26 protein-coding genes and 1 other RNA gene are annotated in these 25,023 nt (G+C 35.4%); 8 read left to right on the forward strand and 19 right to left on the reverse strand.

Annotated elements, in window-relative coordinates:
- Positions 1-283 precede the first annotated feature (283 nt).
- From D1003_RS09190 to D1003_RS09230, 9 genes are all read right to left on the reverse strand, one after another.
- Positions 284-1,804, reverse strand: coding sequence for a hypothetical protein (locus D1003_RS09190; RefSeq protein ID WP_153936643.1), 1,521 nt, complete (start codon positions 1,802-1,804; stop codon positions 284-286).
- A 16-nt stretch (positions 1,805-1,820) separates the two neighbouring features.
- Entirely contained in the window at positions 1,821-2,129 is a 309-nt protein-coding gene (locus D1003_RS09195; protein ID WP_153936645.1) for a hypothetical protein, read from the reverse strand.
- A 2-nt stretch (positions 2,130-2,131) separates the two neighbouring features.
- Positions 2,132-2,407, reverse strand: a complete 276-nt coding sequence (locus tag D1003_RS09200; protein ID WP_153936646.1) for a helix-turn-helix domain-containing protein — start codon at positions 2,405-2,407, stop codon at positions 2,132-2,134.
- 534 nt (positions 2,408-2,941) lie between these two features.
- Positions 2,942-4,237: a site-specific integrase gene (locus D1003_RS09205; protein WP_153936649.1), complete on the reverse strand. Its 1,296-nt coding sequence runs from the start codon at positions 4,235-4,237 to the stop codon at positions 2,942-2,944.
- 281 nt (positions 4,238-4,518) lie between these two features.
- Positions 4,519-6,651: a S9 family peptidase gene (locus tag D1003_RS09210; RefSeq protein ID WP_153936651.1), complete on the reverse strand. Its 2,133-nt coding sequence runs from the start codon at positions 6,649-6,651 to the stop codon at positions 4,519-4,521.
- Positions 6,652-6,761: 110 nt separating this feature from the next.
- Positions 6,762-8,042, reverse strand: coding sequence for a glutamate-1-semialdehyde 2,1-aminomutase (gene hemL / locus D1003_RS09215; RefSeq protein ID WP_153936653.1), 1,281 nt, complete (start codon positions 8,040-8,042; stop codon positions 6,762-6,764).
- Between the two features lie 30 nt (positions 8,043-8,072).
- The gene (locus D1003_RS09220; RefSeq protein WP_153936655.1) at positions 8,073-9,131 is read right to left on the reverse strand and encodes a glucosaminidase domain-containing protein; all 1,059 of its coding nucleotides are present in this window, start codon (positions 9,129-9,131) and stop codon (positions 8,073-8,075) included.
- Positions 9,132-9,241: 110 nt separating this feature from the next.
- A complete protein-coding gene (locus D1003_RS09225; RefSeq protein WP_153936657.1) occupies positions 9,242-10,156 on the reverse strand; it encodes a 1-aminocyclopropane-1-carboxylate deaminase/D-cysteine desulfhydrase in 915 nt (304 codons plus the stop codon).
- Positions 10,156-10,482 (reverse strand): hypothetical protein, encoded by a 327-nt coding sequence (locus D1003_RS09230; protein ID WP_153936659.1) that lies wholly within the window; start codon positions 10,480-10,482, stop codon positions 10,156-10,158. Before D1003_RS09230 ends, D1003_RS09225 begins: the two co-directional genes overlap by 1 nt.
- Before the next feature lie 40 nt (positions 10,483-10,522).
- Here D1003_RS09230 and D1003_RS09235 point away from each other — a divergent pair, with 40 nt between their 5' ends.
- From D1003_RS09235 to D1003_RS09255, 5 genes are all read left to right on the forward strand, one after another.
- A complete protein-coding gene (locus tag D1003_RS09235) occupies positions 10,523-10,708 on the forward strand; it encodes a DUF5522 domain-containing protein (RefSeq protein ID WP_153936661.1) in 186 nt (61 codons plus the stop codon).
- Between the two features lie 4 nt (positions 10,709-10,712).
- On the forward strand, positions 10,713-11,243 hold the full coding sequence (locus tag D1003_RS09240; protein ID WP_153936663.1) for a DUF4136 domain-containing protein: 531 nt from the start codon (positions 10,713-10,715) through the stop codon (positions 11,241-11,243).
- Positions 11,244-11,363: 120 nt separating this feature from the next.
- Positions 11,364-12,701: a UDP-N-acetylmuramate--L-alanine ligase gene (gene murC / locus D1003_RS09245; RefSeq protein WP_052910308.1), complete on the forward strand. Its 1,338-nt coding sequence runs from the start codon at positions 11,364-11,366 to the stop codon at positions 12,699-12,701.
- Between the two features lie 15 nt (positions 12,702-12,716).
- On the forward strand, positions 12,717-13,202 hold the full coding sequence (locus D1003_RS09250; RefSeq protein ID WP_153936665.1) for a TrmH family RNA methyltransferase: 486 nt from the start codon (positions 12,717-12,719) through the stop codon (positions 13,200-13,202).
- Between the two features lie 10 nt (positions 13,203-13,212).
- On the forward strand, positions 13,213-13,854 hold the full coding sequence (locus D1003_RS09255; protein ID WP_153936667.1) for a uracil-DNA glycosylase: 642 nt from the start codon (positions 13,213-13,215) through the stop codon (positions 13,852-13,854).
- A gap of 15 nt (positions 13,855-13,869) precedes the next feature.
- Here the strand turns inward: D1003_RS09255 and ffs are convergent.
- Together ffs and mnmD are read right to left on the reverse strand one after the other, a co-directional pair.
- Positions 13,870-13,967: signal recognition particle sRNA small type (gene ffs, locus D1003_RS09260), an RNA gene on the reverse strand.
- A 62-nt stretch (positions 13,968-14,029) separates the two neighbouring features.
- Entirely contained in the window at positions 14,030-14,704 is a 675-nt protein-coding gene (mnmD, locus tag D1003_RS09265; protein ID WP_153936669.1) for a tRNA (5-methylaminomethyl-2-thiouridine)(34)-methyltransferase MnmD, read from the reverse strand.
- Positions 14,705-14,788: 84 nt separating this feature from the next.
- Here mnmD and D1003_RS09270 point away from each other — a divergent pair, with 84 nt between their 5' ends.
- On the forward strand, positions 14,789-15,862 hold the full coding sequence (locus D1003_RS09270) for a branched-chain amino acid aminotransferase (RefSeq protein ID WP_153936672.1): 1,074 nt from the start codon (positions 14,789-14,791) through the stop codon (positions 15,860-15,862).
- 271 nt (positions 15,863-16,133) lie between these two features.
- Positions 16,134-16,553: a nucleoside-diphosphate kinase gene (locus D1003_RS09275; RefSeq protein WP_013447171.1), complete on the forward strand. Its 420-nt coding sequence runs from the start codon at positions 16,134-16,136 to the stop codon at positions 16,551-16,553.
- 96 nt (positions 16,554-16,649) lie between these two features.
- Here D1003_RS09275 and D1003_RS09280 read toward each other — a convergent pair whose 3' ends face one another.
- Together D1003_RS09280 and atpD are read right to left on the reverse strand one after the other, a co-directional pair.
- A complete protein-coding gene (locus tag D1003_RS09280) occupies positions 16,650-16,931 on the reverse strand; it encodes a F0F1 ATP synthase subunit epsilon (protein ID WP_014937238.1) in 282 nt (93 codons plus the stop codon).
- 73 nt (positions 16,932-17,004) lie between these two features.
- Positions 17,005-18,513: a F0F1 ATP synthase subunit beta gene (gene atpD / locus D1003_RS09285; protein WP_038693403.1), complete on the reverse strand. Its 1,509-nt coding sequence runs from the start codon at positions 18,511-18,513 to the stop codon at positions 17,005-17,007.
- Between the two features lie 140 nt (positions 18,514-18,653).
- Between atpD and D1003_RS09290 the strand changes: the two genes are divergently transcribed.
- The gene (locus D1003_RS09290) at positions 18,654-19,574 is read left to right on the forward strand and encodes a bifunctional riboflavin kinase/FAD synthetase (RefSeq protein ID WP_153936674.1); all 921 of its coding nucleotides are present in this window, start codon (positions 18,654-18,656) and stop codon (positions 19,572-19,574) included.
- A 3-nt stretch (positions 19,575-19,577) separates the two neighbouring features.
- Here D1003_RS09290 and D1003_RS09295 read toward each other — a convergent pair whose 3' ends face one another.
- From D1003_RS09295 to D1003_RS09320, 6 genes are all read right to left on the reverse strand, one after another.
- On the reverse strand, positions 19,578-19,931 hold the full coding sequence (locus D1003_RS09295) for an MmcQ/YjbR family DNA-binding protein (RefSeq protein WP_153936676.1): 354 nt from the start codon (positions 19,929-19,931) through the stop codon (positions 19,578-19,580).
- A gap of 5 nt (positions 19,932-19,936) precedes the next feature.
- Positions 19,937-20,305, reverse strand: a complete 369-nt coding sequence (locus D1003_RS09300) for a DUF1304 domain-containing protein (RefSeq protein WP_153936678.1) — start codon at positions 20,303-20,305, stop codon at positions 19,937-19,939.
- A gap of 97 nt (positions 20,306-20,402) precedes the next feature.
- Positions 20,403-21,260 carry an agmatinase gene (speB, locus tag D1003_RS09305; RefSeq protein ID WP_013447170.1) on the reverse strand — a complete coding sequence of 286 codons (858 nt, stop codon included), beginning with the start codon at positions 21,258-21,260 and terminating at the stop codon, positions 20,403-20,405.
- A 26-nt stretch (positions 21,261-21,286) separates the two neighbouring features.
- Entirely contained in the window at positions 21,287-22,678 is a 1,392-nt protein-coding gene (locus D1003_RS09310) for a decarboxylase (protein ID WP_004919458.1), read from the reverse strand.
- A 203-nt stretch (positions 22,679-22,881) separates the two neighbouring features.
- Positions 22,882-23,277, reverse strand: a complete 396-nt coding sequence (locus tag D1003_RS09315) for an HU family DNA-binding protein (protein WP_153936680.1) — start codon at positions 23,275-23,277, stop codon at positions 22,882-22,884.
- Between the two features lie 106 nt (positions 23,278-23,383).
- Complete coding sequence (locus tag D1003_RS09320; protein WP_260393389.1) at positions 23,384-24,994, reverse strand: FISUMP domain-containing protein; 1,611 nt, start codon at positions 24,992-24,994, stop codon at positions 23,384-23,386.
- Positions 24,995-25,023 lie beyond the last annotated feature (29 nt).

Genomic DNA, 25,023 nt, shown 5'->3' on the forward strand with positions numbered 1-25,023 from the left:
ATATCCTCTATTGTTGAGGGCGATAAATAAAATTCGTCCGAAAGTTTTTCTATTATAAAGCTCTCTTTCCAATGAGGATAGTTTTCAGTTAAAGTGTTGTATCTGTTCCGTATTTTTTTATTGCGGTCTATTATTCTTTTGTTTCGTTCTTTGTGTTTACTCATCGTTTTTGTTTTGTTGGTTTAAATATTTTTATATCTTTGCACCGTCGGGGCGTAAAACCTCTGACACGCCTAGCATCAGTTAGGTCAAAAGCACAGACTATTTTAGTTTGTGCTTTTCTTTATTCGGGTGGTCTGCCCTTATTTATCTTCGTTATTTCCCTTATTAGCTGTTTTGCCCTTAGTGTCGTGAATGTTTGCGGAGGACGGTTTTTATCGTTAGTTATCATAACTTTTTTTATTTGTCTTATCCAGTCTTTTGGGGCGTGTATTTCGCTTTGGCTTAGGTGGTCGGCATATTGTAGCCCGTCTGCCTTGTAGATTACCAACAAAGGAAGATTAAGCCGTTCTAATTTTGGCAGGAGTTTTTTTAGGGCTTTCATTTCTTGCACCCTGTTTTTTTGCCTTTCTTTGGTTCTGCGTTTGCCATTGTATTGGTTTTTGCATTTTAAACCGCAAAACTTAGCGTTTGCCCGTTTGTTAGTTAATTCTTTTTTACAGTTCATACATTTACATCTATTTTTTTGGTTAAGTTGAGGTATTTTTTTAGGGCTTTTTTTACTAGAATTAGTATTGTTATTTTTAGAGTTATTTTCTTTATAAAAATGAGTGTGTATATCGGGTAAAATATTACCCGTTTTTAACCCTTTATCTAAATGGTTAATTTGTCGCCAATTTTCATTTTTTAAGCGTTGCTCTTTTTGGTTAAAATCTTCGTTATTTTTTTGGTTCTGAAACTTGGTTAATTTGTCGCCAATTTCTTCGGGTGTAAGCGTTGTTAATTTTTGCAGTTTCTCAATAAACAGTCCTGTTATTACCTCTTTGGCGTTAATCCCTTTACTGTATAGACTTTGGAACTTTTTTAAATCATTCTTAGCCTTATAGTAAGTGTTTCGGTTGAGGTTGCACCAGTAGTGAACATCAAAAAAACGGAGGTATTTTTTTTGTCGGTGTTCGGTCATTTGCCTATAATCCAAACTTTTATCTATAAAAATAATATCGCTCCATATTTCTAGTATTCTTTCCGATAGTTTAAGCCAAACATCTTTATTTTGTAGGTCGGCTAGAGTTTTAACGCCTAGCTTTTTAGCATACTCCATTTTCTTAACAACCACCTCAAAACGCATAAGTCGGGAAGGCTTTTTTGTTTGGTGTAGCCCTTTATCATAAATTTTTATTTCGTATTGTTGGAAGTCTATTTTTATCCCGTTGCGTTTGCCGTTTATTTTATTGATACCTGCAATATTCATTTTATAGCACTTCACGGCTTCGTAAACATTAGAAATATCAAAAGGCAGGTTAATATTTAGCCCAAACTCAAAACGCTTTAAATCGGCGGTTTCTGCACTTACCGACAAATCCGTTTTTAGTAGGTCGCAAGTGGTTAAAAAGTCGTTATAGTCATAATCAAAAGCGTTGTGGTCGCCATTGTTATAATATCTAGGCAAAGCCCCTCTAGCTTCGCAATATGTTTCCGCTTCGCCTTCAATTATAGAAAGGTGCAGACCTTTAATATCGGTGTGTCTGTTATTATACGGCATCTCTCCCGTTGTTACATCAGTCCACGAACGAAAGGACAAATTTTTATTATTTGTCCATTGGGTCGGGTTGAGGTTACATAATATTTTAACGCCGTCTATCAATTTGGGATAGGTTTGTTTAGCTTTCTATTAAAAGAGTTAAAGCATTGGTTAGGTAGTCTGTTATTGTTGTTTTTGCGGTGCGGTTATCTAAATATCCCAGTAGGGTAAGTTTACACGCATTGCGTACACTAGAAGCACACAAATAAGCCCCCAGTATTTCGGGGGTGGGGGCTTCGGGGTTTCCTTTCTTTTGGGGATTAGGGTAAGTGCCTAGCGTGTCTATTATTTCGCTATATACTTTGGCGTGTTCATCTTCGGGTAAATAGTCCACTACTGCGATGAGGTCTATACACTCCATTAGTATTTGCTCTTTTGGTGAGTGCATTACTATTTAGCTTTTAAGGATTGTAAAACTTCGTCTTTCTTATACATTACCCTGTTACCTATACGATAGGAGGTTAAAAGCCCCTGTTTAGTCCAGTTGTTTATGGTCATTAAACTAACCCTTAGCATTTTTGCCACCTCTTTTTTATGCATTAAATCGTGGCTTTCTACTGGTTGAGGTTCGGGAGTTTGTAGCTCATTTTTTACGGCGGTAGCTATTGCTTTGATGAGTTCGTTTGCGGTTACGCCTTGTACTTGGGTTACTTGTAGGTTTTCCATAACTTTATATTATTTATATTATTTTATCATTTTTATTAAATTATAAACAATTACAAAACAAGGGTTAAAACCCTTTGTTTTTAATAAAGTTATAGCGGGTTTTTATTTTTTACAAGCTGGTTTTTGAACGACAAAACGAAATATCCAAAAAAAATAACGAAAATAGGCGGGTTTTTATATTAAATCACTGACAAACAATATTTTAATGTTAAAATATATGTAATTACACCCCCTCCAGTTTGCTAAATTTTGCACTTAAAGGGTGTTGAGTTGTTATTACACCCCACTTAAAGGGCTAAAAAAACACACTTTTTGTCCACCCAAAAAAGAGATTTTTTTTATAATTTAACTTTTTATAGTGATTGATTTTTTGAAAAAAAAGAGAGTATTTTTAATTTTATCACTAGATTTTTATTATTTATAAAAATTAACAAAAACATAATAAAAACATAAAATAAATATAAAATACATAAATACAAAATAAGAAAACCCCTAGTATATAGGGGCGTAAAATAATTTATTTTTAAAGAACTTTTAAATCACTTTTAAAACTGGCTTCCTGCCTTTGGCTTCGTTTTGTTTTTTGTAGAAATTACGCAATACTTCGGCATTTTCTGATGAGGTCTTTTTAATATAGTTTAAAAACATTGTTTCGGTAGAGTGTCCTGTTATTGCCATAATTGACGGGGTTGGTATTTCTCCGTATAGATTAGTTGCAAAGGAACGCCTACAAATATGCGAGGTCATAAGTTCATATTTAGGATATGTACCTTTTATTTTTCGCTTCGTGCCTTTGTCATCTATTACTTGCACTTTTGCCCCTTTGGTTGGGGTGTCAAAGCCTAGTATTTGCCCTATTTCTTTGATATAAATGTTAAATTTTTGCTCACTTATTGCGTGGGGTAGTTTGCCCCCTCTTTTTTCCAGTATGCTTTTTATTTGTTGGTGCATTGGTATTTCTGCCACCTTACCCGTTTTTTTGGCTGTTATTCTAATGGTATCATCTTTAATATGGTCCAGGTTTAAACGCATAAAGTCGGACACTCTTAACCCTGTATGTAGCCCTATTATTAGCAAGTCCCTTGCATTATCTAGTCTTAGATTTTCTTTAAAATCGCAGTTAAATATTTGGTCTATTTCGGCGGTAGTTAGATATATATCTTCGGTCTTCTCGGTGGTTATATCAAATTTTTTGTAATGATTAGGAATATTCAGCCCCTCAAATTCAATCTGATTGCAAAAAACCCTTATTTCCTTGATATGGGTAAATATTGAGTTTGTCCCCAGTTTCTGTACATTACGGCAGTAGTCCACAAAGTCATAATAAAACCGCATTGTTATATCTTGAAAGGTCAGTTTTTTGTTTGTATGGGCTTCAAATTCTTTCACTTTGTTGTAAGTGGTAACATACTTTTTTATTGTGTTTTGGCTCAATGGTTTGCCCTTTATTAAGCGTTTGGGTGCATTGTCTATGAATACTTTTATCCAATCCAAAAAATAGACGGTTTCGGGTTTGCTCATATCGGCACGGTTAAAAAACGCTTTCACTTTTCGTTTTAGCCAATCTTTCGGGATAGGTTCGCCACTGTTATAGTCCTTGTTAAAGCCCTCAATAACAAAGCCCCGTAAATCGTTTAATTTGGAGTTAATAAAATCCTTATCACTTGCGGTAACTTTGTTTTTTACTTTCTCATCTTTCACGCTCCAGTCGTTATATTTTACACGCATACCCGTAGCAGTTTTAAAATCATATTCACGACCGCACCAAAAACGGATATAAATTTGAGAATACGGGTTTTTTTGTTTCAGTATAAAATAACGCACTTTCATAACTAATCAATTTTATACAAAACTATAAATTTGCCGACAAATTGCCAACATTTTTTTTATTTATTTTTATTTCGTTATATTTTAATTGATTTTAAAACTCCCTTAAATTGGGCGTTAAGCGTGATAAATAAAAGGGTTACTATAAAATAATATAAATAGGGTTTTACTTCGGCTCCGGGTACAGTAAAATGCTATTGATGAATTCAATAGCATTTTTTATTTCCACTAATAAAAAAGAGCTACTTTTTTCAAGTAACTCTTTAGCTATTAAACTGGACAATTTACAGATTACTCAATATAAATTGTGTCATTTTTTCATAAAGTTGAGAGCGAGTATTTCCTCCATATATACCATGATTTTTATCTGGATAAGTCATAAACTCAAACTGCTTTTTATTCTGAATAAGTGCCTCGGAAAATACTGCTGCATTTTGAAAATGCACATTATCATCTGCTGTACCGTGTATCATCAAGAACTTACCTTTTAATAAATGAGCATATTCTGTAGGAGAGTTTTCATCATAACCTTTTGTATTTTCTTGTGGTGTTCTCAAAAATCTTTCTGTATAAACCGTATCATAAAAACGCCAATTGGTTACTGGTGCTACTGCAATTCCCATTTTAAAGACCTCAGCCCCTTTAGTCATTGCTAAACTCGCCATATAGCCTCCGAAACTCCAACCAAAAATTCCAATTCTATTCGCATCTATATAAGACTGTTTCCCAAACCATTTTGCAGCGGTTATTTGGTCTTCTATTTCGTATTTACCCAAATTAAGATAGGTTGATTTTTTGTACTTCGTTCCTTTATATCCTGTTCCTCTACCATCTACACAGGCTACAATATATCCTTTCTGAACTAAGTGATTAAACCATAAGCCATTCCCAGAATCCCAAGAATTACTTACCTGTTGAGACCCTGGTCCTGAATACTGAAACATAAACAAAGGATACTTTTTATTAGGGTCAAAATTTTTAGGTTTCATAATCCACGCATTCATTTGGTCTCCTGCATTATTAGGTATAGTAAAAAACTCCTTTTCTACCCAATTATCCGTTTTCAACTTAGTTAAAAGCTCATCATTATTTTGTATTTCTTTCAAAATCTTTCCATTTCTATCTTTCAACACATATTTGTGTGGTGTTTTAGCCGAAGAGGTTGTATTGATAAAATAATTAAAATTAGGACTAAAAGAAGCCGTATTATTACCTTCTAAATCCGAAACAATTTGAGATTTACCCGTATTGATATTGATTTTAGACACCACTTTATTGATACTTCCATTCTGAGTAGTTTGCACAAAAACCTCTTGATTTTTAGCATCAAAACCGTAATAATCTGTAATTTCCCAATTTCCTTTTGTAACTTGTTTTTTCAACTTACCTTTAGCATCATACCAATACAAATGACGGTAACCATCTCTCTCCGAAGCCCATAACATACCTCCATCAGAAAGAAATTCTAAAGTCAAATTATCAGTTTCTATCCACGCCTTATCTGTTTCCGTAAATAGTTTTTCTATTTTTCCGCTAGAAGTTTTTAGTTTTAGTATATCTAACTTGTTCTGATGCCTATTAGCTGTAGCCACCAAAACCTCATCAGATGCCTTAGACACAAATAATTGCGGGATGTAATAGTTCTCAAAAGCACTTAAATCTACCTTAGCTATTTTTTTTGTATCCAACTGATAATAGTGCAAACTAACTTCAGAGTTTTTTTCGCCTGCTTTTGGATATTTGAATTTAAAATCTTGTGGATATAGATTGTTTCCGTAGATAGGCATATTCATTTCAGGAACAGATGTTTCGTCAGACTTTACAAAAACAATGGCATCACCGCCACTATTCCATACATATTGTTTGGCGTGACCAAATTCTTCTTCATAAACCCAATCTGCCAATCCGTTCAAAATTTCATTTTTCTTACCGTCCGTTGTAATTTGAACCACCTGCCCCGATGCTAAGTCTTGGTAATACAAGTTATTCTCTGAAATAAAAGCCACTTTACTACCATTAGGCGAGAATGTAGGTTCCTGAACAGGTTTACCTTCAAATAAAGAAATGATTTTTCCGTTTGATAAGTCTTTAATTTCAAAAACACCTAAAAAAGAATGTCTGTAAATAGGCTCACTAGCTTTTTGTAACAAAATCTTTTGACCATCGTTAGAAAGTTGATAATCTTCGTATCTTCCCTCTACTATATAACCTTCTTTTTGTAAAGTTTTATAAGAATATTTTGCAATTCCTGCTGGTTCTATTACAGCGTAATAATCATCTGTTTTCAAAGGAGAAATCCCCGCTATACCTTTACCTCTATAGTAGCCCGAGTAGATTTTATCCAATGTAATTTCTTGCCCTTTATAGGCATTAACAGACAAAAATAAACCTAATGCTAGTATCACTATTTTTTTCATATCATAATAATTATTACAAATCGTCCCAAAGATAAAAAAACTAACTATTCTATTTAACATTTCATCAAAAATAAAAAATCACCCCAATGTTCTAGAGTGATTTTAGGTATTTAGTACTGAAAACTTCTTATTGCTTCTAAAGTTTTATCTATCTCATTATCTTTTATTTCAGAAGAAATAAACCAAGTTTCGTACCCACTAGGTGGAAGATAAACACCTCTCTCCAACAAGTGATGGAAAAAGGTATTAAATAACGAATGATTGGCCTGTTGTGCCTCATCAAAATTAGCTACTCTATTAGTATGGAAAAACACAGACATCATAGAGCCTTTTCTATTGATACGGTGTTCAATCCCTTTTTCGTTAAGGATTTTAGCAATTTCAAAATCTAATTTTTCTGTGGTCTTATCAAGGTTTTGATAAAAGTTTTCATCATTTTTAATAAGTTGCAGTGTCGTCAGTCCCGCTCTCATCGCAATAGGATTACCACTAAGCGTTCCTGCTTGATAAACAGCACCTTTAGGAGCTAGACATTCCATAATTTCACGACGCCCAGCAAAGGCACCCACAGGCATACCTCCACCGATAACTTTACCATAAGTTACCAAGTCCGCCCTCACTCCATAGACCTCTTGAGCTCCACCAAATCCTAGACGAAAGCCCGTCATCACTTCATCAAAAATTAAAAGAGTTCCATTAAGGTCGCAAATTTCTCTCAGATTTTGTAAAAAGTTATTTTCAGGAAGTACACAACCCATATTACCAGCCACTGGCTCTATGATAACCGCCGCAATTTGCCCTTCGTTATGGCGAAATAAATCTTGGATTTGTTCCCAATCGTTATATCTTGCTAGTAAGGTGTCTTTAGCCGTACCTTGTGTAACTCCTGGAGAGTTAGGGTTTCCAAAAGTTGCCGCACCACTTCCTGCCTTTATCAGAAACGAGTCTGAATGTCCGTGATAACAACCTTCGAACTTAATAATTTTATCTCTCCCTGTGTAACCTCTAGCCAAACGAATAGCGCTCATACAAGCCTCTGTACCAGACGACACCATTCTTATTTGGTCTATATTAGGTACATTTACTGTAATGAATTTAGCAATTTCGGTTTCTAATTCGGTAGGTGTTCCAAATGAGAAGCCTTTTTCAGCTTGTAACTTTACAGCCTCCAGCACTTCGGGGTGAGTATGCCCTAATATGGCTGGTCCCCACGAATTGATATAATCTATATAAGTTTTATCGTCTGCATCTGTAAGATAAGCCCCTTTGGCCGACTTCATAAATACAGGAGTCCCACCCACCGATTTAAACGCCCTTACAGGAGAGTTTACACCGCCAGGAATATAGTTTTTAGCCTCTTGAAATAAAGCACTACTTCTTTGATATAACATTTTAATTTTATTTTTCCTAATTATCAAATATTATCTACGTGGAGCTTTCTTTTGCAAATAAATAATTTGCCCTTCCTTAGGCTGTTCTCCCTGCTCCATTCTATTTTTAGAGTAAAGTTTTCTTAACTTAACACCAAACTTTTGGGAAATTTTATGCATTGTATCTCCCTTTTCAGCCTTGTATGTTTCTACACTTCCTGTTGAAGATTTGGGTTCCAAAAATAAGATATCGTTTGCTTTTAATTTACTCCCGCTTAAATCATTCCATTTTAACAATCTTCCTTCTCTCATATCAAATTTTTTGGCAATGTAAGCCACATCAGTATCTGCAGGAATCACTACATATTTCAACCCTTCGTTAGGATGAGATTGTACTGCCATACCTTCTAGCAATGCTAACTTTTCCTTTCTTAATTGCTCTGCTGTTTTTTGTTGCTCTGCATAAGAAGTTTGCCTATAAGGAACATATACTGTTACATTTTCCTTCTTTTTAACCTCTTTTTGAGGGTTTATTTTCGCCATAAACTCCTTATCATCATTCAACTCTGGATAAAGTTTTAATAATGTATAAGAAACTTCTTTGGACGAAATATTATCAAACTCGTAAAGTTTATACTTTTCTATCTTATCTATCAAAATATAAGCATACCTAGGATTGGTAGCATATCCTGCTTTTTTAAGCCCATGAGCCCAAGCTCTATAATCCTTTGGGTCAAGTTTAAATAGATTAGTATAGTATTTGCGATAAGCTAAAAACTTAGAGTGGTCTTCATAAGATTCCTTTGGGTCGTTATACACACGGAAACACTCGTTAGGAGCATCATCAGTATGCCTCATTGTTTTGCCTGTCCAATCTTCCTTACATTTAATTCCAAAATGATTATTACCTTCTTTCGCCAAACGAGATTGCCCACCTCCTGTTTCCAATATCCCTTGTGCTAAAGTAATACTTGCTGGGATTTTATATTTTTCCATTTCTTCTACGGCATATCCTGCAAAACGCTGGATATATTGGTCATCTGTTGCCCACGTCTGAGCCTTAAATTGAGAAACAACTAAAACCGTCGAAGCTATCAAAAACTTTTTCATAATATCTTATAAATTATGTTTTTATTAAAAATAAAGCAGCAAACCAATCCAGCTTGCCACTCAACAAAGATACAATAATCTTTTTATTTGTAGATGTAAGCCTATCTCACCTATACCACATCTTCCTCAACAATAGTAGGTCTGCCTTGGTTTTTCAGGAATTCATTAGCTCCTTTTATCCCTTGTAAACCACCTGTATGAAAAGCTAAAATTTTACTACCAGAAGCAAAAAAGCCCTCATCTATCAGCTCCCATAAACGTTTCATCATCTTGCCTGTATAGATAGGTTCCAATAAAATATTATAATTACGATAAAATTTATTGATAAAAGCCACTACTTCGTCTGTTATTTTACCATAACCTCCTTGACCTGTCTCCATCAATTGAAAATTATTTCTTCCGCTCCATTCTAAAATTTTACCGTCTAAAGAATCATCTTTTACAGCTTTAAAGCCCAAAACTTTCTGATATTTTTCAGCAAATTTAGAAAGCCCTGCTATCGTTCCACCTGTACCTACTGCCGTGCATAAATAATCAAATTCTATTGTCTTTTCATCCAACATAAATTGAACACCCTCCACCGCTAAAGCATTGCTGCCTCCCTCGGGAATGATAAGTGCGTTAGGAAAAAGCTCCTGATAAATTTCTGTAAGGTGATTTTTATCTCTATAAGATTCTCTAGTTACAAAGTCAAAAGCCATTCCGTCTTCGTTAGCCTTTACTAATGTAGGATTTTCTTCCCACTTATAGACCAGCTCCTCTCCTCTTATAATCCCTAAAGTTGGAACTTCTAAATCTCTTCCCAAGGCTGACGTTGCAGCAATATGGTTAGAAAAAGCACCGCCAAAAGTAATAATCAGTGGATTTTCGACCTGTTTTTTCCTGTAATTCTCTATGTTATAAAGTAGTTTCCAGTATTTATTACCTGATATTTCTTTATGTACCAAATCCTCTCTCTTAATATAGAGTTCAATTTGTTTATTAAGATGAGGAATTTTTGTTATCGGAATTTCAACTTTGCTCATTATTTGTATTTTAAAAATGCCCAAAAACTCCTCTCTTTAAGATAATGTAAATTAGATTCATTAGTATAAGCCTCTCTTTCAAAACAAATATTGATGTAGGCTAAATGAGGATTTTTGTATTGATATAATCTATAATAGAACTCTAACACATACCATAGATAGAAGAAAATAAGTCCTAACTCCAACTGTTGTCTTAAGTGTATTTTCTCGTGATTAACTAACTTTTTATTAGTTTTATCTGCCCTTGTGCGTAAAAAAATGAATGGAAAAATAGCAATTCCAGTAATTTTTGTATTTTTAAGCAGTTTTTGGCACACTATTATCATTAGGATAAAATTAGTAGAGCAAAGATATAAATTCTAACTTATGCCATCACACAACAGTAATAAAAATGAAGATTTCTATTATAACGAACAAGGCTACAAGGTATTTACAGAAAAATACCACCTCAAAAGAGGCTACTGCTGCAAAAGTGGCTGTAAACATTGCCCATACGGATATGACAAGAAAACTGACACATTTATAAAGAGTAAAAAACCTTTAAAACAATAGCAAAATGAAAAAATATGTTTTTTTAATCCTAGCAGCCGCTACTACACTAAGTATCACTTCTTGTAGTCCTTTTAACATCAGAACTGATTATGCAGAAACTGCTCAGTTTAATCAGTATAAAACTTATATGTTCCGAACTGATGATCTAAAAATCAATGATTTGGACAAGGACAGAGTGCTTAATGAAATTGCAAAGCAATTCAACGCTAAAGGTCTTAGTACTAACCAAAACCCAGATTTAATAGTCAATGTAAAGGCTTCTCATAAAAAGGTAGAAGATATACAAAGCACCAACCCTTATGGTATGTGGGGTTGGGGAGGCCCTTGGGGCTGGGGTTGGGGTATGAACCGCACTTGGGTTTCTAACTACAACACAGGTACTTTAGTAATAGACATTATAGACGCCAAGACTAACAAATTGGTTTGGCAGGGCATCGGGAGTGGCATCAATGTAGATGCTCCTAAGTCTAAGCAAAAACAAATACCTCAAATTGTAGAAGGAATTTTAAAGAACTATCCTCCCCAGAAAAAATAATAATTCATAAGGCTATCTTTTTAAGGTAGCCTCTTTTTTTAGAGAGGCCAAGTCTAATTCAAAATAGTTCTAAAAAAACAATATAAAATTCTTACTTTTGTGAGTATAAATTTTTTAACATTGAGAACACATTTCATTGCTATAGGCGGAAGTGCTATGCACAACCTTGCCATCGCTCTTAAAGATAAAGGTTATGTAGTAACAGGTTCAGACGATGCTATTTTTGAACCCTCAAAATCAAGATTAGAAAAAAAAGGATTACTCCCTGAAAGTCTTGGTTGGTTTCCAGAAAAAATAACATCAGATATAGATGCCGTAATACTAGGTATGCACGCTCATGCCGATAATCCCGAACTAGCTAAAGCTAAAGAACTGGGACTTAAAATATTTTCTTACCCAGAATTTTTATACGAGCAAAGCAAAGATAAAACTCGTGTTGTAATTGGTGGCTCACACGGTAAAACTACCATTACCTCTATGATTCTTCATGTCCTCAATTTTCATCAAAAAGAGGTGGATTATATGGTGGGAGCACAACTAGAAGGCTTTGATTGTATGGTAAAAACCACAGAAGATAACGATTTTATGATTTTGGAAGGAGATGAATATTTATCCTCACCTATAGATTTAAGGTCAAAGTTTCTTTTGTACCAACCTAACATCGCTCTTATTTCTGGGATTGCGTGGGACCACATCAATGTATTTAAAACTTTTGATGATTACATAGAGCAATTTAGAAAATTTGTGGCAAGTATTACTCCTGGTGGTGTATTGGTATACAATGAAGAAGACGAAGAAGTAGTAAAAGTAGTAGAAGCTGCCGAAAATTACTTCAGAAAAATCCCTTACAAAACTCCAAAATATAAAATCACAGACCAAAAAGTTTATCTAGAAACCGAGATGGGAGAAGTTCCGTTGTCTGTTTTTGGTGCTCATAATTTACTGAATATGGAAGGTGCTAGGCATATTTGCCAACAATTAGGCATTATGGAGGAAGATTTTTATGAAGCCATTATCAATTTTAAAGGTGCCTCTAAAAGATTAGAAAAAGTAGAAAGAAACGATAATGGCATTCTTTACAAAGATTTTGCCCACGCTCCTAGCAAAGTAAAAGCGACCACAAAAGCGTTTTCGGAGCAATTTTCTAACACCACTAAATATGGTTTCTTAGAACTTCACACTTACTCTTCTCTAAATCCAGAGTTTTTAGAACAATATGCTCACAGCTTAGATTTATTAGACCAAGCGGTAGTTTTCTACTCGGAGGAAGCTTTAAAAATAAAAAGAATGGACACTATTTCTCCAGAGCTTATCAAGGAGAAATTTAAAAATCCTAATCTAAAAGTGTTTACCAATGCGGAAGAATTACACCAATATTGGCAAAGTTTGGATAAAACCCAAAGAGCTTTTCTTATGATGAGTAGTGGTAATTTTGGCGGATTAGATTTAACTCAGTAATACTTTCGGCGTTTAATGCAACTAGAACACCACGAAATCATCAACCCAAAACACCACAAAGAGATAAGCCTTATCTTGGAGCACCTACAATCTCCAGAAAACATAGGGCTTATCCTTAGAACGGCTGAAGCTATGGGAGTGCAAAAAGTTGTGATAGTTTCTGATAACTTCCACCAACTTTCCCCTAGAATAAAACGAACCACAAGAAGTGCAGAAAATAATCTCAATATCATCTTTGTAAATAGTTGGGAAGAGGCTATCAATCATTTTGAAAAGAACACTCGTTTTTACGCACTAGAAAAAACAAGTAAAAGTGTAGATTATGCAACTTTTGAATACCATTTCCCTTGTGCCATCGTATGCGGTAACGAAAAAAATGGGGTTTCCGAAAAAGCTCTAGAAAAGTGTACCGACCATCTACACATCAATATGTATGGAAAAAACACTTCTCTAAATGTAGCTATTGCTACTGGTATTTTACTTTCAAAAATAGTTTCCTAAAAAATAGAATATGACTTGGACTGAAGTATTAGCACCTATAAAAAATTCCTCTTATTTTAAAAATTTATGGCAAAAAGTAAAACAGGAATATCATCAGTATAAATGCTTTCCTCCCAAAGAACAAATATTTAGAGCGATTGAACTTACTCCTTTTGAAGAAGTGAAAGTCGTAATTTTAGGGCAAGACCCTTATCATAATGATTTTCAAGCTAATGGATTATGTTTTTCTGTATCAGACCAAGTACTCGCACCACCATCACTAAGAAATATTTTTAAAGAATTACAAGACGACTTAGGTATAATTAAAACCAGCAACGAGCTAGACTCTTGGGCAAAGCAAGGCGTACTTCTACTAAATGCTACTCTTACCGTAAAAGCTCACGAAGCGAACTCTCATAAAGATTTAGGTTGGGAAACCTTTACAGATTTTATCATCAAGGAAATATCAAATAAGAAAGAAAATGTTGTTTTTGTGCTTTGGGGTTCTTTTGCACAAAAGAAAACTCAATTTATAGACGCACACAAACATCATATTATAAAGACCGCTCACCCTTCTCCTCTATCCGCCCACAGAGGTTTTTTAGGTAGTAGACCTTTCTCTAAGATAAACAGCTATCTTCTATCAAAAAATAAGGAGGAAATTAAATGGTAACTTGAGTGAATAAAAAAATGGCAAGCTACCTAAATCACACCGCTACAACCGATTACCTTTGCTGCGTTCCCACCCTGGAGGATTTTCAGGAGCTGGTTGTTTAGGACTTGCCGTTGCAAATATACAACTTTTTCAGAAAATACAAAACATCAGAAAATTTATAGCTTCAGTAGAACTACATTTTCCATGCGTTTATCATTTCTCTTTTCCCTTTAGGACCTTCTAATTTTTCCACTTTAAAATTAAGCGATTTTAACACCCTCTGAAAACTCCCTTTAGAAGAGTATGTAGTTAACAAACCTCCTACTTTCATTTTCTCTGCCACCATTTCCATAAGAGGTAGCTCCCACAAATCTGGCTGAACTCTAGCTCCAAAACAATCGAAGTACACCAAATCTATCTTTGGCAACTCAATGTTTTTTAATTCATAAAAATCTGTATTAATTTTTGTGATATTAAAATTAGGCAATATCTCGCAAGGTTGCTCCCATTCACATTCGTGTAAAGTTGTGTTGATAACATCTATATCAGGAAGATTAAATAAATTATGAAAAGATAGTTCCTTAATTTCTTTTAAATTCACAGGATACTTCTCTAGAGTAAAATAATTTATTTTCTTTATATCATTAGAAGCCCTTATTTTTTCCATAGTTACTAAAGCATTCAGCCCCGTCCCAAAACCAAGCTCTAATATATTTATTTCCAAATCATTAACTCTATCTAAACCATTCTTAATAAACACATGCCTTGCTTCTTGAAGTGCTCCATGATGAGAATGATACCCCTCACTTAAATCATTTATAAACAATGTTTTAGAACCATCTTCCGTTAATTTAACCTCTCTTTTCATTCTATTTTTTTTCAAAAATAAACCAAAATTTGGATATTCCAAAAATTATATTATCTTTGTGAACAACGAGTAAATTTTTCAAAAATGATAATTCAAAAATCAGAAAATCCTAGAATTGATAGTTTCAATCCAGAAAATTTTTCTTTCGGGAATACCTTTATAGACCATATGGTAATATGTGAATATGAAAATGGAAAGTGGGGAGAACCTAAACTTATGCCTTATGGCCCCTTACCATTTACTCCCGCTATGATGGGGGTTAACTATGGACAGGCTTGTTTTGAAGGTATGAAGGCTTATAAGGATAAAGATGGAGAGGTTTACTTATTCCGTCCAGAGAAAAACTTTGCAAGAATTAACAAATCTGCAAAAAGACTAGCAATACCTGAACTCCATGAAGAAGTTTTCATGAATGGATTAAAAGCACTCATGGATATTGATAGAGATTGGATTCCTTACGGAGAAAACTCCTCTTTATATATTCGTCCTTTATTATTTGCTACAGAAGAAGCTCTTAAAGCAAGAATAGCCGACAAATATATGTTTGCTATAGTGGCAGCACCAGCAAAATCTTACTATACAGAACCTGTTTCTGTAAAAATCGCAGACTATTACTCTCGTGCTGCTAGTGGTGGAGTTGGTTCAGCTAAGGCAGCTGGAAACTATGCCGCTTCTTTCTATCCAACTAAATTAGCTAATGAGGAAGGTTATGAGCAGATTATTTGGACAGACGACGCTTCTCACGAGTATTTTGAAGAAAGTGGCACTATGAATGTATTTGTAAGAATAGGAGATACTATTTACACACCTCCTACATCTGATAAAATATTAGACGGTGTAACTAGAGATAGCTTTATACAACTAGCCAAACACAATAATATAAAGGTAAAAGTAGAACCCGTTAGCGTAAAGAAAGTGATTGAAGCACACAAAGAAGGTACTTTAAAAGAAGTTTGGGGTGTTGGGACAGCAGTAGTTTTAAGTGTATTCCAAGCGTTAGGTTACAAAGAGGAGAAAATGGTTTTACCACAGTTAAGCGAAGAAGAAAGTTTTGCAATAAAACTTAAAAACCAATTAGTAAGTATTCAAACTAATACAAGTGAAGACCCATTTGGATGGAGATATAAAGTAGAGAAAGGATTTGTAGATACTTTATAATAACATCTAAATATAAGTTATAAGAAAGAGAAGACTAACAGAATAGTCTTCTCTTTTTTATGATGACTAAAAGTACACAAATTTTCAAGTTCAGCTCTTTAAATTGAAATAAAAAACCCTGACACTTTAGAAAGCATCAGGGTAAAAACTAATAACCATGAAAACTCAAATTAAACATGAGAATCGTTATCATTACATCAAAAGCTGTGCCAAAAAAAGTTTTAAAACTAGAAATAAGTTCGTATTTTTGTACGGTTAAAATTAAAATAAAATGTCAGGAAACATTACTTTTACGATGATTAAACCAGATGCAGTAGCAGATGGACACATAGGAGCTATACTTGGGAAAATAGCTGAAGCTGGATTTAAAATTAAAGCAATGAAACTTACTCAACTCACAGTAGCAGATGCTAAGAAGTTTTATGAAGTTCATGCTGAAAGACCTTTCTACGGAGAGTTAGTAGAGTTTATGTCTTCTGGTCCTATTGTAGCTGCTGTTTTAGAAAAAGAAAATGCAGTTGAAGATTTCAGAAAACTAATTGGTGCTACAAACCCTGCAGAAGCAGCTGAAGGTACTATAAGAAAAATGTTTGCTAGAAGTGTAGGAGAAAATGCAGTACACGGCTCTGATTCTGACGAAAATGCACAAATAGAATCAGCATTCCACTTCTCTGGAAGAGAAATTTTCTAAGAAGAATAAAAACAATATCACAAAAAAGGCTATCTCATCTCTGAAATAGCCTTTTTTGTATCATTAAATCAATAACAAACTAACTTTTCTTCTTTCTTATTCGCAAAGGATAATCCCTTTATCGTTACTAAATTCTATAACGCCACTCTTTATCGGAAGCGAATAAACAGAGTCTTTACCATCTTCTTTAGAAAAATACTTCGCATAATCTGCTGATACTTTATCAAGGTAAAGTTTTACCTTTCCCCCAACTAAAGACGATACAATAGCTGCGTGATTTTTCATAATATGAAACTCTCCATTCTTCCCTGGAAGTAGTACAGAGTCTACCTCTCCCTCAAAAGCTACATATTCTGGTGTTAATATTTTTATATTCATTTTAAAAGACAGTTTAAAATTTCAAGTGTTGAGTTCTAGAATAATCTCCAAAACTCAACACTTAAAATCTGAATTATTTATTTTCTGCTAACATTTTCTCTCCAGCCTCTATAGCTTCCTCTATAGTACCTTTAAGGTTAAATGCTGCTTCTGGTAAATGGTCTAGTTCACCATCAATAATCATATTAAATCCTTTGATAGTATCTTTAATATCTACCAATGCTCCAGGAATACCTGTAAATTGTTCCGCTACATGGAATGGCTGAGATAAGAATCTCTGTACCTTTCTTGCACGATAAACCACCAATTTATCCTCTTCAGAAAGTTCTTCCATACCAAGGATAGCAATGATATCTTGTAGTGCTTTATATCTTTGTAAAATTTCTTTTACTCTTTGAGCACAGTTGTAATGCTCCTCTCCAATAATTTCTGGAGCTAATATTCTGGAAGTTGAATCTAGTGGATCTACCGCTGGATAAATACCTAAAGAAGCAATTTTTCTAGAAAGTACCGTAGTCGCATCTAAGTGAGCGAAGGTAGTTGCTGGAGCTGGGTCAGTTAAGTCGTCCGCAGGAACATATACCGCCTGTACTGAAGTAATGGAACCATTTTTAGTAGAAGTAATTCTCTCCTGCATCGCACCCATCTCAGATGCTAATGTTGGCTGATAACCCACCGCAGAAGGCATACGACCTAAAAGTGCTGACACCTCTGAACCTGCCTGTGTAAAACGGAAAATGTTATCAACGAAGAAAAGTACATCTCTACCTTGTCCTGTTTCTCCACCATCACGGTAGTACTCTGCTAAAGTAAGACCAGAAAGTGCTACTCTTGCTCTCGCACCTGGTGGCTCATTCATCTGTCCGAAAACGAAAGCAGCTTTAGACTCCTTCATTAATTCGGTATCTACCTTAGAAAGGTCCCAACCTCCTTCTTCCATAGAGTGCATAAAGTCTTCTCCATATTTAATAATACCAGACTCTAACATCTCTCTAAGAAGGTCATTCCCCTCACGGGTTCTTTCACCTACTCCTGCAAACACAGATAGACCACCGTGCCCTTTTGCAATGTTATTGATAAGCTCTTGAATAAGTACTGTTTTACCTACTCCCGCACCTCCAAATAAACCAATTTTACCTCCTTTTGCATAAGGCTCAATAAGGTCAATTACTTTAATACCTGTATAAAGTACTTCTGCTGAAGTAGAAAGTTGGTCAAACTTAGGTGCTTCTCTGTGGATTGGCAAACCGCCTTCTTTAGATAAATCCTGTAATCCATCGATAGCATCACCCACTACATTAAATAGTCTTCCGTTAACTTCATCACCTATAGGCATTGTAATTTGGCGACCTTGCCCTACTACTTCCTGCCCTCTTTGAAGACCATCTGTAGCGTCCATAGCGATACATCTTACTGTATCCTCACCAATATGTTGCTCTACTTCAAGCACAAGCTTTTCACCATTTTTTTTAGTAATTTCCAGTGCATCATAGATCTTTGGAAGCTCTTCTACTTCGCTAAAAACGACATCTATTACTGGACCAATAATCTGAGAAATTTTTCCTTTAATTTGGTTTGCCATTGCTAATTTTTTTCTTGTGTGCAAATATAATGATTATTAACAAATTTCCAATTGCTTAAAAAAAAGATTTTTATCATATTTGCAAAACAAGTATTTGGAAAGATTTTATTGTTCTAAAATAATTCCAGTAAACCTATTTTATGAAAGTTATAAGCTCCATATCCGAATATAAAAACACCTCTCCCACCGCTCTTTCAATAGGAATGTTTGATGGTGTTCATCTTGGACATCAAAGCATTATCAAAAATTTAAAGGAAATATCAGACGAGAAAAATCTCAGTTCTGGACTACTGACTTTTTGGCCACATCCTAGAACTATATTTAATCCTAATGAAAATTTAAAACTTCTAAATACTTTAGCCGAAAAGACCTCTTTAATAGAGAATTTGGGTGTGGATTTTCTTTTTTTGCAAAACTTTGACGAAGACTTTAGAAACCTCTCCGCAGATGATTTTGTAAAGAAAATATTGGTAGATAAACTTAATGTAAAGTATCTTATTATAGGTTACGACCATCGTTTTGGAAAAGATAAAAAAGGAGATTTCAATCTGCTCCAAAAAATGGCAACCGAATTTGATTTTGAAGTTCAGCAATTAGATGCCATACAGCTAGAAAACCAAAACATCAGTTCTACTAAAATTAGGAATGCAATTGCCAGTGGTGATTTTAAAAGTGCTAATGATATGCTGGGCTACCATTACCCACTAAGTGGCAAGGTGATACACGGTAAAAAAATAGGAAGAACCATTGGCTATCCTACCGCTAATATCAGTATTGATAATATTAAATTATTACCTAAAAAAGGGGCTTATATTGTAGAAGTTTGGATAGACAATCTATTCTATAAGGGAATGCTAAGCGTAGGTACTAATCCCACAGTATCAGGCACGGAATTATCTGTTGAAGTGTATATTATAGACTTTAATAAAGATATTTACGACCAAGACATCACCATCAAATTTAGAGATTTTCTACATGAAGAAATTAAGTTTGACGGACTAGAAGCTCTTATCAAAAAACTTGACGAAGATAAAGCTCTAACCGAAAGTTTTGAGTTCTAAAAGCTATAAACTCAATATTTCTTCTTTTTGTTTTTTAGTGAGTTTGCTAAAAACCAAGTCGTAAGAGTGATCTAACAACTCCAACAATAATGATTTTGGTAAACCTTCTACCACCACCGTGTTCCAATGTTTTTTATTCATGTGGTAAGCCCCGTATATTTGAGGATATTGTTCCCTCAACACTTCGCTCCATTCGGGATTGGTTTTTACATTAAATGCCAATGGAATTTTATCTAAAGAAAGTAACAAAAAGACTTTACCTGAAACCTTAAATACCAAAGTTTCATCATTAAAAGGAAAACTTTCGGTAACACCTTTCTTCTCTAGACAATAGGCTCTTATAGTTTCTATATCCATAATTTTTATCTAGCCAACAGACAAAACAACAACGCCAACATTGCAGGTACAGCTTGTAATAGAATAATTTTCTTACTAGCCGTAAGCCCTCCGTAAATTCCCGCTACAATAACACAACCAAGAAAGAAAGCCCTTACATTAAAACTCCATTCTGGGTTTTCTATCAAAAAAGACCACACCAAACCTGCGACTAAAAACCCGTTATACAACCCTTGATTGGCTGCCAACCCCTTAGTGGGTCTAAATAATTCTTTCGGTAGGCTTTTACCAAAAACTCTTTTCCCTGCTGTTTCCCATGCAAACATTTCCATCCACAAAATATAAAGATGCTCTACTGCTACTAAAACCGTTAAAATTTCTCCTATTACTTTCATATTTAACCTTTTATTTATTGAGCTTAAATTTGATAAAACAAAGAGGTCATCTTAAATTCAAAAGACAACCTCTTTATTATTAGATTAAGATATAGATTTATTTCTTATTAGCCAAATGATAATAAGCCAACATCTTATAATATAGCTTTGCTGCTAAAAATGCCGTAGGTTTCGCCATTGGAGAATCCATTAGCTCTACAATATCAAAAGCTACTACATTGCATTTTTCAAACACCTTTTTTAGAAGCTCTAAAGTAGGATACCAAGCTAAACCTCCAGGCTCTGGCGTCCCTGTAGATGGAGCAATAGAAGGGTCAAACGCATCTAAATCTATCGTAATGTAAACATTTCCTGACACCTTTTCTAATACCTCATCTATCCAATTAGGATTTTGAGCGATTTCGTGAGCCCAAAAACACTGTCCTTTTGGTACATATTGCATCTCTTCTGCGTCCATAGAACGGATACCTACTTGCACTAGATTATGCTTCTGACTAGCTTCAAACACCGCACAAGCGTGGTTAGATGTAGACCCGTGAAACTCTGGGCGAAGGTCTGTATGAGCATCTAATTGTAATACCGTAAGGTTCTCATATTTCTCTCCTACCGCACGGATAGAGCCTATAGATACCGAATGCTCCCCACCAAAAAGAGTAAATAATTTATCTTCGTGCTTTAGGAGTTCTTTTGTTTTTTGGTACACCGCCTCCGTCATAGCTTCTGGAGAGCTATCTTCCGTTACCTCACCTGCTAAATACACGCCTTCTAAATAAGGCTCTGTACCTGTCTCAATATCATAAAGCTCCATATTTTCGGAAGCATCTAAAAATAGTTCTGGACCTTTATCAGCTCCTTTACCCCAAGTAGATGTCCCGTCATAAGGAACGGTAACTAACATTACTTTTGAGTTTTCTAAACTTGCATTTTCCTCTGGAATACCTGCGTATGTTTTCATTTAATATAATTTTGTGTTATTATTTCTTAATAGCCTACCAGCTTAAGTACATCTTCTGGACTTTGTTTTTCTCTAAATAGCTCGTAAACAAAGTTGCCTTCTTCATCTTTAGTAATTAAAATGTGTCTTGGTTGAGGAATTAAACAGTGGTGTGCCCCTCCGTAGCCACTAATACTCTCCTGATAAGCCCCCGTATTAAAGAACCCTATATAAAGAGGCTTGGTATCGCTAAATACAGGGAGATAGATGGCATTAGTATGCTGTTCGGAGTTGTAGTAGTCATCAGAATCACAAGTAAGACCTCCTAAAAACACCCTTTCATAACTGTCCTCCCAACGGTTGAGTGGCAACATAATAAAGTGTCTAGAAATAGCCCAAGTATCTGGCAAAGTCGTCATAAAACTACTGTCTATCATATCCCATTTCTCACGGTCGTTTTGCCTTTTCTGACTGATAATTTGGTACAGATTAGCACCACTTTCGCCCACGGTAAAAGACCCAAATTCGGTATAGATATTAGGCTCTTCTACCCCTTCTTCTTCACAGAATTTTTTAATTTGAGAAACAATCTCATTCACCATATACTCATAGTCGTAATCAAAGTTGAGCGAGGTTTTAATAGGAAACCCACCACCTATGTTAAGCGAATCTACCTCTGGTGCAATTTTCTTAAGCCTTGCATACACTCGTAGACACTTAAAGAGTTCGTTCCAATAATAAGCGGTGTCTTTAATCCCTGTATTGATGAAAAAGTGTAACATTTTTAGCCTTGCATTAGGGTGCTCCGCTATTTTCTGACTGTAATATGGGATAATATCCTTATAACCTATCCCCAATCTAGAGGTATAAAATTCAAACTTCGGTTCTTCTTCGGAAGCAATTCTAATCCCGATATTAAAGGTAGTGTCTATACTTTCTGTAAGTTTATCCAGCTCTCTGTAATTATCTAGGATAGGTGTAATGTTCTCAAAACCTTCATTGATTAAATCTGATATTTTCTCTAAATAATCATCGGTTTTAAAACCATTACAAATCACTTCTATATCTTTGGTTACTTTGCCTTTATCGTAGAGTTTTCGTACAATATCCATATCAAACGCAGACGAAGTCTCCATACTAATATCGTTTTTAAGAGCTTCCTCTAGCACAAAAGAAAAATGGCTAGACTTAGTACAGTAACAGTAGCGATACGTATTGCGATACTCGTTTTTAGCAATGGCTTCCGAAAACCATTTTTTTGCCCTTTGGATATTTTGCGAAATCTTTGGTAAGTAACTTATCTTTAGAGGTGTCCCAAACTTCTCTACCACTTCCATTAGGTTAATCCCGTGAAAATGAAGACTTTCATTCTCATAGCTAAACTCTTCTTGTGGAAAATAAAGCGTTTGGTCTATCAGTTCCGAATATTTAATTTTCATTCTATTATTAAGTCTTTGGATTTTACTAAAACTAAGTGCAAAAATGCAAAAAAAGAATGGATATAAAAGCACCTATTGTAAAAAAGTTTCCCCAAAAAACAATACAGTCCCGCTCTAAAAAAATGATATAGACCTCATAAAAAAATCGTCTAAACGATTTTATAAAAACCTTTAGACGATTTGCTCCATTCGTTTAGACGATTTTACTCTCCTTTGGCAGCCTTCTCATATTTGGCTACCGCCAGCATTTCTCTAAGCTCTATACCTGGGCGAAAGAGGATTTTATTGCTCTTTATCTTAGCCGCAGTTACCTTGTCTTCGGTTTCTGCTCCCTCGGAAGAAATAGAAATTTGGAACGAACCAAAATCTCCAAAACGAACAATTTTACCATCTGACAGATGTTTAGACAATACCTTAGTGAGGTCGTTAAGTACTGCAAGCACATCGGTATCACTTACGGTGGTACTGCCCTGTGCAATCTCTTTACTTAAACTTCGGAAAGTAACCTCCCCACTGGCTTTAGCCGAAGCATAATACTTCTTAGGCTCTTCGGGCTTACTAGGATTGCCTTTTTGTATCACTGTGAATTTTACTGGCATAATACTTTTGTTTTTATGAGTTATATATTTTAGTTATTTACTTTTACATATAAGGTGTGTGTTATCCTTTTGCTTTTTGCTGTCCTCTTAAGCTAAGCCCATTGGACTAATCCTTAATACAGCGAACGCTGATACCGAATGCACGCCTGTAGTTGCCGCCTCCAGCACTGCTATCGTAACTATGGAACCATAGGTACATCGAGTAGTAGCTATTGTACTGATCGCTGCTCCACAAGAGGCCATAGTCGCTATGAGTATAGAACATGCCGTGGATGGTATCGCGGAAACCACTAGCAGGCAGGCGGAGCACTTGCTCGTTCCACATTTTATTGGAGTTAACATAATCATTACCTGCATCATATGTTAAAATCACATTATGTAAAGCTACCTGCTCTGCGTGAGTGGAAACGTGATACCCCATAGGACAAGGGTTATTAGATTGTCCTGACTTCCATAAGTTCTTATTAGTAGCTTCACTATTTAAGGTATCAGTAACCCAAGCGCCACTATCACTATTATTTACTATAAAATTGTTATGACCAGGGGTTGTCCAAGAATTAGATAAAACATTTGTACTTGTATATTTAGATGCACTTGTAGTATTAGTATTGGACCAATTGATGAGTTCGTGTCCATCAGGATTACGCTGCCATTGGAACAACGAACCATACGCACGCCAGTCTTTTTTAATCTGGTCGGCAGTTGGATTAGATAGCAGCACTGCGGAGGAGGTGTCTGTATAATCTAAAGCTCCCGCTTGATAAGTTGGGGTAAACCAAGGCGAACCTACTCTAGCATAATCTGCACCTAAATTATTACTAAACCAAACCCTACCATCGGGACCTTTTATTGGGACATAAATAAACTCGTGTTCCTTCTCATTCGCTCCATAGCCTACACAGTCCAAGGTGGTCTTATCAAAGCAACGGTCAGGAACGCCTGTAATCGTTTGTACTTTGAGCGTGGTAGTACTGCTCCCATTTAGACTGATGGTGTAAAAATTGGCATTGCTAATGGCATTGCGGTATATACCATCTTCTGGGTCTAAGGCAGGATAGTAAGTAGCCCCACTTACATTTTTCAGCTTAGCGGGTATAGTACCCGATGTCCCCGTAAAATTACCCGCTGGATAGTACAGCTTAAAGTCTTGCATATAGCCACTCCCATTTTTTAGGGCTAAGGTTTGCTCGTAAGCGGTATAAGCCCCATCAGTAGGCAATGCACCGCTGTAAGGGATATTTACAGTGATTTCTTCTTCATTGGCTATGCCTGTTTCTTTTAAGTTACTCCCTTGTACCAAGTAGTCTTTTCCGTTGTGCTTAAAGACCACCAGCTTAACATCTTGTACCGTTCCTAGAGTGGCCGTTGCTGGGGCAGAGGGGTTACTCACCTCACTACCTGCATTCGTGTTGGTACAAATCCACTCATGTACTCCATTGATAAGACCTTTGTACATTTCTATACAATTTTTGTCCTTATTGTAAATTAGAGTTCCCTTTTTGGTGTTAGACGAAAAGGCAAGGCGTTCCGCCGTAGTCAATTCAGGGAATAACACCCCTTGTGGCTTATCTGCTGGCATCGTAGGACTTACTGCCACCTTAGAAATATCTAGAGTGGCTTGGGGCGTAGTGGTATTGATGCCCACTCTGCTTCTGTAATCTTCTTGTGCCTGTAATGCCATCGGCAGAAACATCGCATATAACAAAGTTTTTTTCATAATGTTAAAGTTTATAGATGTTAAGTTGT

This window comes from Riemerella anatipestifer, assembly GCF_009663465.1.
Taxonomy (GTDB): Bacteria; Bacteroidota; Bacteroidia; order Flavobacteriales; family Weeksellaceae; genus Riemerella; species Riemerella anatipestifer_C.

Bases quoted from the DNA above. Each gene is read 5' to 3' on its own strand.
- D1003_RS09195 (WP_153936645.1), bottom strand. From the start codon at position 2,129: ATGCACTCACCAAAAGAGCAAATACTAATGGAGTGTATAGACCTCATC.
- D1003_RS09200 (WP_153936646.1), bottom strand. From the start codon at position 2,407: ATGGAAAACCTACAAGTAACCCAAGTACAAGGCGTAACCGCAAACGAA.
- D1003_RS09205 (WP_153936649.1), bottom strand. From the start codon at position 4,237: ATGAAAGTGCGTTATTTTATACTGAAACAAAAAAACCCGTATTCTCAA.
- D1003_RS09210 (WP_153936651.1), bottom strand. From the start codon at position 6,651: ATGAAAAAAATAGTGATACTAGCATTAGGTTTATTTTTGTCTGTTAAT.
- hemL (WP_153936653.1), bottom strand. From the start codon at position 8,042: ATGTTATATCAAAGAAGTAGTGCTTTATTTCAAGAGGCTAAAAACTAT.
- D1003_RS09220 (WP_153936655.1), bottom strand. From the start codon at position 9,131: ATGAAAAAGTTTTTGATAGCTTCGACGGTTTTAGTTGTTTCTCAATTT.
- D1003_RS09225 (WP_153936657.1), bottom strand. From the start codon at position 10,156: ATGAGCAAAGTTGAAATTCCGATAACAAAAATTCCTCATCTTAATAAA.
- D1003_RS09230 (WP_153936659.1), bottom strand. From the start codon at position 10,482: ATGATAATAGTGTGCCAAAAACTGCTTAAAAATACAAAAATTACTGGA.
- D1003_RS09235 (WP_153936661.1), top strand. From the start codon at position 10,523: ATGCCATCACACAACAGTAATAAAAATGAAGATTTCTATTATAACGAA.
- D1003_RS09240 (WP_153936663.1), top strand. From the start codon at position 10,713: ATGAAAAAATATGTTTTTTTAATCCTAGCAGCCGCTACTACACTAAGT.
- D1003_RS09250 (WP_153936665.1), top strand. From the start codon at position 12,717: ATGCAACTAGAACACCACGAAATCATCAACCCAAAACACCACAAAGAG.
- D1003_RS09255 (WP_153936667.1), top strand. From the start codon at position 13,213: ATGACTTGGACTGAAGTATTAGCACCTATAAAAAATTCCTCTTATTTT.
- mnmD (WP_153936669.1), bottom strand. From the start codon at position 14,704: ATGAAAAGAGAGGTTAAATTAACGGAAGATGGTTCTAAAACATTGTTT.
- D1003_RS09270 (WP_153936672.1), top strand. From the start codon at position 14,789: ATGATAATTCAAAAATCAGAAAATCCTAGAATTGATAGTTTCAATCCA.
- D1003_RS09275 (WP_013447171.1), top strand. From the start codon at position 16,134: ATGTCAGGAAACATTACTTTTACGATGATTAAACCAGATGCAGTAGCA.
- D1003_RS09280 (WP_014937238.1), bottom strand. From the start codon at position 16,931: ATGAATATAAAAATATTAACACCAGAATATGTAGCTTTTGAGGGAGAG.
- atpD (WP_038693403.1), bottom strand. From the start codon at position 18,513: ATGGCAAACCAAATTAAAGGAAAAATTTCTCAGATTATTGGTCCAGTA.
- D1003_RS09290 (WP_153936674.1), top strand. From the start codon at position 18,654: ATGAAAGTTATAAGCTCCATATCCGAATATAAAAACACCTCTCCCACC.
- D1003_RS09295 (WP_153936676.1), bottom strand. From the start codon at position 19,931: ATGGATATAGAAACTATAAGAGCCTATTGTCTAGAGAAGAAAGGTGTT.
- D1003_RS09300 (WP_153936678.1), bottom strand. From the start codon at position 20,305: ATGAAAGTAATAGGAGAAATTTTAACGGTTTTAGTAGCAGTAGAGCAT.
- speB (WP_013447170.1), bottom strand. From the start codon at position 21,260: ATGAAAACATACGCAGGTATTCCAGAGGAAAATGCAAGTTTAGAAAAC.
- D1003_RS09310 (WP_004919458.1), bottom strand. From the start codon at position 22,678: ATGAAAATTAAATATTCGGAACTGATAGACCAAACGCTTTATTTTCCA.
- D1003_RS09315 (WP_153936680.1), bottom strand. From the start codon at position 23,277: ATGCCAGTAAAATTCACAGTGATACAAAAAGGCAATCCTAGTAAGCCC.
- D1003_RS09320 (WP_260393389.1), bottom strand. From the start codon at position 24,994: ATGAAAAAAACTTTGTTATATGCGATGTTTCTGCCGATGGCATTACAG.